The following is a 12,050-nucleotide window of genomic DNA, read 5'->3' as shown; positions in this document are numbered from 1 at the left end:
TGTCGAGGCTCATAGCGTATTCAGCTCCAGCCGTTCAGTTCAAGGCGAAGTCGCGTTTCAGCGCCTTCAGGACCGCGACCAGGTCGCGCTTCGAGGCCATGAAGAACTCGCCGGCCGTCACGCCATGCAGCTCGATCGACGGGCCGGCATCGCCGCCGCCCTGCCCCTCTCCACCTTGTCCTGCCAACTGGCGGATCACGTTGGCGTGCTGCTTCGGCAGCACCATCTCTTCCTCGTGGAGCTGCGTGATCGGGTTCAGACCACTGGGGATGTCGAAGCCGCCCGAGGCGCTCTTGATGCCTTTGCCCATGCCGGACACCGCCGCGAAGATCGCGGCCATCGCTGCAATGGCGAGCACCGGCCCGACAACGGGGATGGAGGCCTGCGACGCCGCGGCACCCGAACCGGCCTCGGCCGCGTTGGCGCCGACGACGGCCGTGGCTTCGGCCGACTTCACCGCGACGTTCGTCGCTGAGGCCGCCGCCTGCATGCCCTTCTCCTGCGTCAGGAAACCGAGCTTCATCGCGAGCATGCGTGCCTGGCTGGCGATCCACTGCGAAGCCGGCTCGGTGACGACGTTGCGCAGGAACGCTTCCTTCACGCCACCGAAGACCGTCGCGAGCGACTGCCCCCAGGTGCTGGTCTTCTGCAGCAGCCCGTCCAGCGCGGTGCCGAAGCTGTCACCGATGCCGCTGAACAGGCCCGAGCCGCCGAAGGCATTGGCGCCCTGTTCCCGCAGCGCGGTGTTGGCGGCGGACAGCACCTGCAGCCGCTGCTGCTCATGCTGCTGCTCGACCAGCAGCAGCTCGTTCTTGATGCGGGCCAGCTCGACCGGGTTCACGGTCGGATCGGCGCTCAGCAGCTGCAGCCGCCGCTGCAGTGCAGACGCCTGCACGACGTAGCGCCGGTCCTCGAACTCGACCTCCAGCTGCGCGAGCTGGGCCTTCGTGATCTCCTCGGCGTCGAGTGCTGCCTTGGCCGCCACGCGCTCGAGCTCGATCTTGCCGAGCGCGAGCTGCTCGGCCGTGCGCATGCCGTCCTGCTCAATAGCGTCACGCTGCTGGCGCGTCTCGCGCGCGATGCTCACCTCCAGCGCGGCCGCCTTGCGTTGGATCGCGACCTGGTCGGCCGTCGTCATCGTCAGGTTGTCGGTCAGCCAGCGCCAGTACGCGAGTTCTTCTTCCTTCGTGTACTCGCGGCCCTCGGTCAGCACGGCCTGTGCGCGCTTCTCCTCGGCGAGCATGGCCTCGTAGTAGCTCATGTACGAGCTGGCGCCGTCCTTGTCCTTGTCACCCTTGCCCTTCAGCGTGGCGCTGCGGGTGCCACCGCCGGACGGCGCAGCCTCCGCCTGGTCGGGATTGAAGATCGCCGACAGCCGGTCGCGCGACTCGGCGCTGGAAGCGACGATGTTGTCCCAGGCCTTGCCCCAGGCCTCGCCGATGCGCGCCGGCCAGCCCATCAGCTCGTCCTGCGCGCCCTTCAGGTCGCCGGTCATCAGCTTGTACAGCCCGGAGCCGAGCGCCCGCAACGGCTCGGCGACGGTCACCACCAGACCGTTGAGCACCTCCCACACGATGACGACGGCGTTCTTGAGGCCCCAGAAGACGGCAGTCAGCCCGCCGATCGCGCCGCGCGTCACCGTGATGGCGGTCGGCCCGACCGCCACGAACCACTCGGCGAGCTTGGTCACCACCGGCATCAGCACGTTGCCGATCGTGTTGGCGAAGCCCTTCATGACGAGCGCCGCCTTGTCGCCCGCGCTGTCGAAGGCGTTGTAGGCATCGACCTGCTCCTGCCCGACCAGCAGGCCGAGTTCTCCCATCAGCTCGGCGTTCTCGCGCACCGTATCGCTGTTGAGTTTCAGAAGCGCCGAGCTGGCGTCGATGCCCTTGCCGAAGAGCTGGTTGGCAGCGACGTTGCGGTCGGTGCCTTCCTTGTACTCGCCGGTCAGCTTGATCGCATCCAGCATCAGTTCGTTCATCGGGCGCAGTGCACCGGTGCTGTCGCGCGTGGCGAGCCCGAGGCGGTTCAGCGCGCCCTCGTCCTCGTTGAGGTGCTTCAGCAGGCCTCGGCCCGCGGTGGACATCTCCTCGGTGGTCGCGCCGACATCCTCGAGCGCTGCGATCCAGGTGCTGGCGCTGGTGGCCGACACGCCCAGCGATTTACCCAGCTGGATGCTCTGCTCCTGGTACTTGGCGGTCTGCTCGATCGCCTTGCCGAACAGCGCGCCACCACCCAGGATCGCCGTGATCGCCAGGAACTTGCCCTGGATCGCTTCCAGCGGACCACTGAGGGAGCCGACATGTGAGGCGGCCCTGTCGCCGAACTGCTGGACGCTGTCCATGCCGGAACGCAGCGCCTGGCGCAGGGGAGTGACATCGCCGTCAACGACGACGCGGGCGCGGGGATCAGCCATGCGGGTGGTGAATGCTCAAAGGGTTCTCAGGGTCAAAGGTCGAGGAAGGACAACATCGGGTCATCGGGACGGCCATGGGCGACGACCATGCCGATGCTTCGTGCCTGCTCCATCGCGCTCTCGGGATCAGGCGAGGCCGGCGCGGCCGACCGCTCGGGTTTGATGCCGATCGCGAGTGCAATGCGCCGGAGCTGCAGTGCGGCAGGCGGCGTGTGACGCCAGAAGTCGGCCAAGGCAGAGACCTGCGGCAGCGTGACCTGGTCGTCGATGTAGACCCAGGTCCAGCCGGTCGCCGTGATCAGCCAGGCGTAGAGGCTGTTCCAGGCGTCCCCGGCAGTGCCGCCAAGGACGCCCCCGCTTCCCCCACGGCGCCCCCCACCGCGGCCCCCACCCCGGCCACCTTCGTCTCCAGGCCTGCGACCTTGGCGACGACTTCGAGGGCAGCGCTCAGCTGCTCCATCGTGGCCGGCAGCAGCTCGACTTCCTCGACCGACATGCCGGTGCCGGCGGACAGCACCAGCACGATGTCGTCGAAGACGACTTCATCGAGGCGACCGTTCTTGAAGGCCAGGCCGGCGCGGTTGAAGGCGGGCAGCAACTTCTTCAGCCGGCCCAGGGGGATCGGGGCGACCTCGATGGTCTGTTCGCCCAGCAGGATGGTGTCGTTCATGTTGTGGCCCAGGTCAGAACAGGCAGAGGTAGCCGATCTCGTCGGCGGCATCGGCGAAGGCCTGCGCGCTCAGGTCGTAGACCGCGTAGTCGTCGTTCTTGAGCGGCAGGCTTACCTTGCTGCTCACCGCCCGGTTGAACTTCATCACCAGGTTCTTACCGTCGAAGCTGTTCTGCAGCAGCAGCGAGAAGGCAGGTGTCGGTCCCATCACGTCGTTCGTGAGCTGGAAGATCTGGCCCTTGGCGTTTGCGCCCTCGGCGCGGTACTCGTAGCTGATCAGCAGCGTGCGGTCCTGCGTGGACGGGGCGAAGCGGTAGACGCCGTTGACGACGGTGTACTGGCCGGCGGCCGGCGCCTGGCCGTCAATCACCGCCGCGCGCTCCAGCGATTCCATCGCGGCGGCATCGAGCACGCCCAGGTCGGTTGCGAAGGTGGCGCCCTGCGGGGGGTCGACGGTGACCTGCGCGGCGGCCTGGCTGGCAGCATCAGCAGCCGGCACCTTGACCACGAAGTCGAAGACGGCGGCGCGCACGCCGGCCGATGCCGTCTTGCCGAACTGCAGGCTGCCGAGGATCGCGCCGTTGATCTCGGCGTACTTGGCCTTGATCTCGATCTTGCCCTTGCCCTGCCCGACCGAGATCGGGAAACGCTTGGAGCCGTACAGCGTCTTGAGGTCGACATCGATGTCGACGGAGATGTCTTGCATCGTCCCGAGCCGCACGGGCGTCGGGTTCAGCAGCAACCTGCCCAGCGAGTCGTACGTGGGGATCGCGATGATCTTGCCGGTTCCGAAGTTGATCATTGGGTTCTGTGGATGAGGGTTGTGTGGGTCAGGTGACGAGGGCGAGGTCACCGGCGCGGGTCAGCGCCTGCACTTGGTAGGTCGCGGTCAGTCGGCCGATGGTCTCGTCGCCGCCTTCGGCGCGTGGCTCGGTGCGTACGCAGCGCAGACCACGGCCGAGGGTGTTCAGGCCGGCGTCGACGGCAATTGCGCGGTGCGCCTGAAGGTGCAGCCGGTCGACCGCCGTCTCCCAGTCGTCGCCGCGCACGTGGAAGTCCAGCTCGAACTCCATCAGGCCGCGYTGCACCGCCTGCGCAAAGGCGTCGGCCTGGCCGGTGGAGCGACGGATGTTGATGGCCGGGATCTCGTCGACGCCGAAGGCATCGACGCGGCCTCGGTGCACCCGCGTTGTCGCATCGGTGTCGGCGGCCTTGAGCGCCTGGTCGACGCGCTGCAGGATGCGTTCATGGGTGCTATTGCTGTCGACGCTCATGCGGCAGCCCCCAACGGAACCGGCTTCAGCTCGACCTGCAGCTCAGTGCCGTCGAGCACCGGCACGCCGGCCTCGCGCGCCACCCAGGTCTTGCCGGCCACGGTGAAACGGTCGCCCCGGAGTACGCCGTTCGGTGCGTCTGCGCTTTGCATTCGAATCGTCGGCTCGGTGCGCGCCTGCATGCCGTCCAGGCCGGTGCTGCCCGGTTCGTCGATGAGCACCCGCACCGGTTGGGCATCGCCGCCGGTCGGCGTGAACTGCGCATCACGGCCGAGCCGGGCGTAGAGCACCACCAGCTTCCGCGTGAAGATGTCGTCGAACATCCGGTGCGCCCGATCAGGCGTTGATCTTCACGTCGACGAAGGTCTCGCCGGCAGCGGCGGCCGTGAAGGCGAAGCCGGCCGAGACGATCACCGCATTGCCGGCGCCGACCGTGGCCGTGGTGATGACGCCCTGCAGGTGATCCCAGTGCACCGCATCACCGACGCCGATCGCGTCGGGGGCAAATTTGGGGAGCCTATAGACGCCCTCGACGGAAAACACGCCGGAGACGTTGGCGGGGACGTTGCCGACGGCCACACCGATGCGAGCACCGAGGCGCAGGACGCCGCCTGCGGCCACGGCTGCGGCCGGAGCGGTGGTGATGGCCTGGCCTGGTTGGACGAAATTCTTCATGGATTTCCTGTTGTGTGTTGTTGTTCAGCGTTGAGGGTCAGCCCCGGTCAACCATTGCGCTGCAGCGTCTTCCAGTCGAGCGCCTTGGCGCTCGCGTCGATGCGCACCTTGAACTCCACCCCGTCGACGCTCCAGCCTTGTTGCTGTTCCATCGTCGGAGCCTCGTTGCCGTCCAGGTAGTCGACCGTCACCACGTCGTGCATGCCTCGGTCGGCTGCGCCGTACCAGCGCGTCGGCGAGTTGTCGTCGAGACGCGCATCGGAGATCACCTCGAAGGTGCCGCGCACGCTGTTCGGCACAGTGTTGTTCTTGGTGCTGGCGCCGACCTCGAACTCGCTGTCGCGGACCACGTTGGCCGTGCCCAGCAGCGACATCGGCACCAGCAGCTTGGCAAGGCGAATGTTCAGAGCGCCCGATGTCTGGCCGATGTCCTTCTGCCGCGCCATCGCCACACGCATCGCGTCGATGGCCGCGGTGGTGATCGCCGTGGCATCGGCCTGGTTGCCGTGGTCGGCGTGGAACAGCGCCTTGCCGTCGGCCATCGGGGCGTTGCCGGTCAGYACCGCATACGCCAAGTTGCCGACCGTGCGGATCGCAGCGCGGCCCATCTTGCGCGGGATGCGGGTGAAGGCGTCCAGGTCGTCATTGATCACCGCCTGGCGCGTGATCTTGAAGATCTCGCCATACGTGCCCAGCACGCGCGTCTCGGCGCGCTCGCCGATGCTGATGTACTTGTACTCACCGCCTTCGGGCACTTGGCGCAGCGCCGGGAAGCTGCCGATGTCGACCATCGACATCGGCTTGAAGTCCGGCAGCGTTCCCTTGGAGGTCCACAGCTGGAAGGTCTCCTCGGCCTCGTCGTAGCCCTTGAGCATCGCCTTCTGCGCCACGTTCGCCAGCAGCAGCGGGAAGTCGCCCGAACTGTGCGTGAAGGCCAGCGCGATCAGGCTCATCCGGTCGGTGCCGGCATGCTTGACGCCGTGCGCCTGCAACGAGGCACGCGCCATCTCGGTCAGGCTGTGGCCGCGCCACGGATTGCTGGTGTCGTTCTTGGCGAGGCCGGCGCGGATTTCCAGCGCAGCCGCCATCCCAGCCCTGCGCCTGTCGGTCTCGTCCTCGACCGTGAGCAAGTAGCCGCCGGCCAGCGGTACGGAGCCGTGGCCCATCGCATCGAGCAGCAGCGACTTGGCTTGCACCAGCGTGCAGTTCGTGTCCGCCAGCGCCGTATTGAGCACGGTCTGCGTGTGCGGGTCGCGGATGTAGGGTTGGTAGGCGGCGCGGATCGACGACTGGCGTTGGTTCTCGGCGCGCACCGCGGCCTGCACGGCGTCCTGGTGGGCTTGCGGCTCGGCGGGCGTGGGTTGGGTGGTCGGGATGGTGGTGGTTTGTGCGGTCGGCAATGCAGTCTCCTGGGTCGAAGAAGTCGAGGGATTTCGGGAAGTTGTTGGGCGAGCGACAGCTGTGGCCGGCGTGGCCGGTGCAGATGCGGCACCGCGGGCACTGGCCCAAGCGAAGCGGCTGGCGCTGGCGCTGATGGGCAATGCGGCAGTGACGGCGTCGGCGAGCTTCTCGGCGACGGCATCGGCTGCGCTGAACCAGTGGTCCTGGTCATCGAGCCACGTCATCACCTCGTCGATGGCGCGGCCGGTCTTCGCGGCGTAGCTCGCGGCCATGGCCTGCGCCCATTTGTCGAGCAGGTCGGCGTACTCGCGCAGCTCGCTGGCATTGCCAGCGGCGCTCCCCCACGGGGCATGAATCATGAGCATCGCGTTCTCGGCGATCTCGACGCGGTCGCCGGCCATTGCGATCAGGCTCGCAATCGACGCGGCGATGCCGTCGACCGACACCGTGACGGTGGCCGGGTGGCGCTTCAGTGCGTTGTAGATCGCGATGCCATCGCTGACAGAGCCGCCGTAGCTGTTGAGGCGGACGGTGATCGTCTCGGCATCGAGTGCGGCGACGGTCTGGACGAAGTCCTTGGCGGCGATCGAGTCGCCGTACCAGGATTCACCGATGTCACCGTAGATCCAGATCTCGGCGTGCTGGACTTCGGCCGCCGCGAGTGCGGAGAAGACCGGCCGGCGATGGATGCTGTACCAGGGTGTGGCGCTCATGCGATGACGGGTGCGTTGTGCATGCCGTCATCGTCACGGAATCGCTGTCCCGTTTGTAGTCTCCGGAACGGGACTATTTGCAGGGCGACTCAGAGGTCTTCACCCGTGGATCGACGCCCCTATCCGCACGGTCACTTGCGACGCGAGCAGATCCTGTAGACCGCGGTCCTCGACAGTCCGAACTGATCGCAGACCTCCTGCAGGTTTGCACCATTGAACATCCGGCGGATCCGCTCGTCGCGCGCCCTTCGATCTGGAATCGGCACGTAGACCAGCGCTCCACCGAACTTGGCACTCAGGCCCTGCACGATCTCCTGCGCCATCGCCGTCGCCCAAGGATCCTGGACGGCGAGGCGATCCCGAAGAATGTCCGACATCTGTCCGACCAACGGAATTCGGTGGATTGGCTTGACCGGAGATTTCGATTCAGACGGGGTACGGTTCAAAGGCGGCTGCTCCATGCGCTGCTGGCGATTGGTGATGAGTTTTGGGGTTGGGGCACGAGGCGTGGCGCCTGCACGGGTGGATCGCGTTTCGGGACCTGTGCAGACGCCTGCACATCGGGTGTCGTGCCCTCACTCGCCGAGGGCGCCGTGGCGAACAGGTCAGGTTCGAGCCCGGCTTCGAGCCGCGCCCACAGCTTGTCGCTCAGCGTGTGCAGCCCGAGCATCTGCGCGCAGAACAGCGCGTAGACCGTGCAGTCGAGCTTCTCATTGCGCTTGCCGGCCGGCTTCAGCCAGCGGTGCTCCTCGCCCCGGCCGGTCTTCACCAGCATCCGGCTCTCGGCCGTCAGCTGGTCGTAGAACTCGGCGGTCAGCTCGCGCGCGAAGTGCACGTACCCAGGCCCAGGCTGGCTGACCTGCAGGCGGCCGTAGAGCAAGTCCTTCGCGGTGTCGGTGCCGACGTGCCACAGCCGCACGCCCTTGCGGATCGTCTTGCCGCGCTCGTTCACGTCAACCAGCACGCTCGCGCTCTTGATCGGACGGCCCAGCCGCGTCTCGCCCTTCACCGCGTACAGGTTCTGGTTCGGCCGGTTGCGCACGAACACGTAGCACTGGTGGGTGAAGTGCCCGCCGGTGTCGATCGCCACCGCGTCGGCCGACATCTCGACCCCGCACACGTGCCGGTAGGTCGCCTTGATTGCCGGATCCAACTTCAGATCCCACTCGCGCTGGTCGGCCGGGTTGCCGTAGATGACCAGGTCGTCCACCACCCACATCTCTTCGCCGCGGCCAAAGCCCCACACCACCAGTTCCCAGCGATCGCCCTGCACGTCCACGCCGATCGCGAGCTTCACCGCGCCGCGCGGCACGGTGCGCAGCGGGTGGCCGTGCTTGCCGCGCAGCGCGAGCTGGCTGGCGTCGGTCTTCTCCAGTTCCTGCTCGTAGGTCTCGCCGCGCGTGGTGTTGATGAAGGTCTTCAGGTCGCTGTCATCGCCCGCCTGCGCCTTCTTTGCGGCCGTCAGCCAGTCGCGGACGATGCTGACCCAGGTCGCCTGCGGGCTGTACGCGGTCCAGCTGAAGAACGCCACATGCCTGGGCGGCGCGATCTCCACATCCGCCGCGTTGCGGAAGCGCAGCTGGACCGGATCGCGCTCGTCGATCCAGATCCCTTCGGCGGACTTCCAGCGTCCCTTCCAGACGGCGAGGTACTCGGCCTGGGTGATGCACGCGCCGCAATGCGGGCAGACATGGCCCACAGTTTCCGGATCGCTATCAGTCCACTTCAGGCCGTGCCGGGCTTCCTTGCCGCCCCAGTCGAGCGTGTGTTCGTCATCGCAGTGCGGGCAGCGGATGAAGTACTGGAAGCGCACGTCGGCCTGGCTCTCGCGGTCCTCGATCAGGCTGAAGCCCTTCAGCTTCGGCGTGCTGCCGGCCACCGACTTCGGGAAGGTGGCCCCCTCGATGCGCTTGTCGCCCAGGCGGAAGGGACTGCCCTCCTTCTCGATGTCGCGGTCGAAGCCGTCGGTCTCGTCGTAGTAGACGCAGTCGACGGTGATGCGTCGATAGTTCTTCGCGGCCTTGCCACCGCGCAGGTGCAGCAGGCAACCGAGGAACCGCTTCTTCTTGATCGTGTTCTCTTTGGACTTGCGGTTGAACTTCGGGAACACGCGGCGCATCACGCGCACGTCGCGCAGCATCGGCTCCAGCTCGGTGGTGACGAAGTCATCGCGATCCTCGTCGGTCGGCTGATACACCGCCTGGTTGCGCCGCTTGTGCTCGGCGAAGTAGCCGACGGCCGCGAGGAAGATCTTGGTGTAGCCGGTGCGCGCGGACTTGCGCCAGGTCACGTGGTTGATCTCGTCGTGCCCGATGCAATCGGCAATCGCGATCTGGTACGGGTAGGCCTCCCAGCGGCCTTGCTCGTAGCTGCTCTCCTCCGACAGGTAGAAGTGCTCGGCCATCCACTGCGACAGGCGCATCGGCGGCGGCGCTTCGAGCGGACGCAGGCCGCGCCGCAATGCCGCATTGATCTCGTCGCGCTGCTCGGTGCCGAGATCAGCGAGCGAGAGCGGGCGTTCAATGAACACGGGCTCGACTGCGTCGAGCATAGGCGACGCATGCGTCAATTTCCATCCTCCTCGTCGTCGGGTTCGTCTTCTGCATCGGCGAGGCTCAAGGCCGCCGCGCGGTTGCGCGCCTTGCTGACCTCCTCCTCGAAGATGCGCAGCGCCTCGGTGGGCAGCTCGACGCGGCGGCGCACGCGCGGCACCAGCCCCTGCAGCAGACTGCCCACGTCGCCGGACATCTTGGCGAGCACCAGCTCGAGCACCGCGACAGGCGCCAGCTCGCGGCGGTTCACCGCGTTGTCCATCGCGACGCGGTCGGCCTGCTCACGAGCGAGGCGTGCGCGTTCGCGCGCCAGCTCGCCGTCGGCACCGCGCCCGGCCGCCTGTTCGCGCAGGTGCTTCGTGTAGGCACGCAGCCAGGCCGAGGCAGGCTGGCCGGCCTTCAGGATCCCGCGACCGAGCAGCTCGCTGATGGCCTGCTGGCTGACGCCGACCAGGTCGCCGAACTGCTCCTGGCTGATCGGGTTGGACAAGGGTTGTTGCATCGCTTCCATGGGTACAACCCCCTTAAGCAACGCCCGCAACTACGGTGCGAACGGGGTTCGAATTACCCTTGACCGAGGTCCTCCGGGAGGACCCGTCTAGGGGGGTGGGGGTGGTGGCGATCGAGGTCGAGGTGGTCATGCGCCCTGCCCCTTCGAGCCCAGCCCGAGCTTCGCGAGCTGCTTGTGCATGCGCTGTTCGTAGTGCGACTTGAAGCGCGCATCGATCACGCGCTGCGCCGTGCCGACGAAGTCAAAGCGCTTGCCGTATCGGGTGCCATTGACGAACAGCAGCACCGGCTTGACCGCACTGCCCGCGCTGAAGCGATACCGTGCCCACACACCGCGCGGCAGGTGCTGCACCTTGTCGCCGTGCTTCCACGAGCCACGGCCCTGTCGCGACTCGCCGCCATGCGCAACGAAGTACTCGACCTTGCTGCGTTTGGCCTTCGAGCGCTTGCTGTTGGTCGCGTTGGCGTCCGAGCCTGCGAGGTTGAAGGCCTGCAGCTGGCTGAGGATCTGCACGATCTGGCCGCGCCCCATGTTGCCGTAGGCATCGAGCTTCGCGGCTGCACCCGGCACCGCACGTTCCTTGCTGCGCATCATCCCGGCGCGCACGAGGATCTCCTCGAAACGCTTCAGCGGCCGGTTGCCGCCCTCGATCTGCGGGATCAGGTAGTGCGCCCGCGAGGCGCCGTCCTTCAGCCACACCATCGCCTGCAGCTTGGTCTTCGTCGCGAAGCGCGTGTAGAGCGAGCGCAGCGTGAAGGCCGTCGGATTGTCGAAGCTCCCGCGAATCTCTGCCACCTGTGCGTCGCGGATCTCTCGCGTGGTGTCGTTGATAGCCTGGGCCATCACGTTCGGGTGCTCCTGCTGCAGTTCGCCGAACGCCTTCGCGATCTCGGCCGCATCGAAGCGGATGTTCATCGTCAGCATCGTTCCTCCCTGGTTCAGTCGAGCCCGCCGCCGCGCTGCGCCTTGATGCTCTTCATCGGCGGCGGACCTTCCCAATCCGTGAAGCGCTGGTAGGCGCCGTCGAAGGTGAAGTTCAGCGTGTCGGTGGGGCCGTTCTTGTGCTTGACCACGTGCAGCTCGGCGTGGAACTTGTTGGCCTCGGTCGGGTTGCGCCGATGCTCGCGGTGCAGGAGCCCGATCAGGTCGGCCGCGCCTTCGATGTCGCCGCTGTCGCGCAGGTCGCTCATGATGGGCGCCCGGTTCTGCTTCTCCGCCTCGCGGTTCAGCTGCGACAGCAGCACGATCCACACGCCGAGTTCCTTCGCCGCGCGCTTCAGGCCGTTGGCGATCTTCCCCAGCTCCTGATTGCGGTTGTCGCCGTCGCCCTCCATCAGCTGGAGGTAGTCGATGATCACGAGGCTCAGCCGCTTGTGCCGGCGTTTCACTTGCTGGATCTTGCGGCGCACATCCATGATGCTCAGCGCCGCCTGATCGTCCATCGCGATATGCAGCTTCCCGAGCGCATCGACGCCCTCGGTGACGCCTTCCCACATGCTCTCCGGTGCCCGCTGCGGATTGCGCAGGTCAGCGAGGTTCACGCGGCCAGCGGCGGCCACCTGACGCGCGGTCAGCGAGTTCAGGCTGTCTTCCTGGGTCAGCATGAGCACCTGGTGCTTGCGGCCCACGTTGCGGCTCAGCGTCAGGCATGCGGCCGTCTTCCCCATGCTCGGTCTGGCACCGATCACCCACAGTTCGCCCGGCCGGCCGCCGCCAGCGGTGCAGTGGTCCAGATCCTTCAGCCCGGTCAGGATGGTGGTCTGCTTGCCCTCGTAGCGCTCGGTCAGGTCGTCAACGAAGCTCACGACCAGCTCGCTGATGTCGCGCGGTTCGTTGCG

The 12,050-nt window shown here is 66.9% G+C and carries 13 protein-coding genes; all 13 read right to left on the bottom strand.

The window, feature by feature from the left end; genetic code table 11:
* Positions 1-34 precede the first annotated feature (34 nt).
* Complete coding sequence (locus AC1DXV_RS24430; RefSeq protein WP_477935978.1) at positions 35-2,416, bottom strand: phage tail tape measure protein; 2,382 nt, start codon at positions 2,414-2,416, stop codon at positions 35-37.
* Between the two features lie 32 nt (positions 2,417-2,448).
* Positions 2,449-2,649, bottom strand: a complete 201-nt coding sequence (locus AC1DXV_RS24425; protein WP_477873783.1) for a hypothetical protein — start codon at positions 2,647-2,649, stop codon at positions 2,449-2,451.
* A 65-nt stretch (positions 2,650-2,714) separates the two neighbouring features.
* Positions 2,715-3,086: a hypothetical protein gene (locus AC1DXV_RS24420; protein WP_477935976.1), complete on the bottom strand. Its 372-nt coding sequence runs from the start codon at positions 3,084-3,086 to the stop codon at positions 2,715-2,717.
* Between the two features lie 13 nt (positions 3,087-3,099).
* On the bottom strand, positions 3,100-3,888 hold the full coding sequence (locus AC1DXV_RS24415) for a major tail protein (RefSeq protein WP_477935974.1): 789 nt from the start codon (positions 3,886-3,888) through the stop codon (positions 3,100-3,102).
* A 28-nt stretch (positions 3,889-3,916) separates the two neighbouring features.
* A complete protein-coding gene (locus tag AC1DXV_RS24410) occupies positions 3,917-4,360 on the bottom strand; it encodes a hypothetical protein (RefSeq protein WP_477873624.1) in 444 nt (147 codons plus the stop codon).
* On the bottom strand, positions 4,357-4,683 hold the full coding sequence (locus tag AC1DXV_RS24405) for a head-tail joining protein (protein ID WP_477873623.1): 327 nt from the start codon (positions 4,681-4,683) through the stop codon (positions 4,357-4,359). Before AC1DXV_RS24405 ends, AC1DXV_RS24410 begins: the two co-directional genes overlap by 4 nt.
* A 13-nt stretch (positions 4,684-4,696) precedes the next feature.
* Complete coding sequence (locus AC1DXV_RS24400; protein ID WP_477873622.1) at positions 4,697-5,035, bottom strand: capsid cement protein; 339 nt, start codon at positions 5,033-5,035, stop codon at positions 4,697-4,699.
* A 47-nt stretch (positions 5,036-5,082) separates the two neighbouring features.
* A complete protein-coding gene (locus AC1DXV_RS24395; RefSeq protein ID WP_477935972.1) occupies positions 5,083-7,149 on the bottom strand; it encodes a ClpP-like prohead protease/major capsid protein fusion protein in 2,067 nt (688 codons plus the stop codon).
* 131 nt (positions 7,150-7,280) lie between these two features.
* Positions 7,281-7,610: a Mor transcription activator family protein gene (locus AC1DXV_RS24390; RefSeq protein WP_477935970.1), complete on the bottom strand. Its 330-nt coding sequence runs from the start codon at positions 7,608-7,610 to the stop codon at positions 7,281-7,283.
* Positions 7,592-9,679 carry a phage terminase large subunit family protein gene (locus AC1DXV_RS24385; RefSeq protein WP_477935968.1) on the bottom strand — a complete coding sequence of 696 codons (2,088 nt, stop codon included), beginning with the start codon at positions 9,677-9,679 and terminating at the stop codon, positions 7,592-7,594. The genes AC1DXV_RS24390 and AC1DXV_RS24385 overlap by 19 nt, the downstream gene beginning before the upstream one ends.
* A gap of 35 nt (positions 9,680-9,714) precedes the next feature.
* Positions 9,715-10,203, bottom strand: coding sequence for a terminase small subunit (locus AC1DXV_RS24380; protein ID WP_477869094.1), 489 nt, complete (start codon positions 10,201-10,203; stop codon positions 9,715-9,717).
* Positions 10,204-10,338: 135 nt separating this feature from the next.
* Positions 10,339-11,136, bottom strand: coding sequence for a hypothetical protein (locus tag AC1DXV_RS24375; RefSeq protein WP_477935966.1), 798 nt, complete (start codon positions 11,134-11,136; stop codon positions 10,339-10,341).
* 14 nt (positions 11,137-11,150) lie between these two features.
* The coding region (locus AC1DXV_RS24370) for a DnaB helicase C-terminal domain-containing protein (protein ID WP_477935964.1) at positions 11,151-12,050 on the bottom strand (900 nt) is incomplete at its 5' end.

This window comes from Rhizobacter sp. P3_C12 (assembly GCF_056402735.1).
Note: the sequence above shows the minus strand (reverse complement) of the source record. Positions and strands in the feature narration are given on the sequence as shown.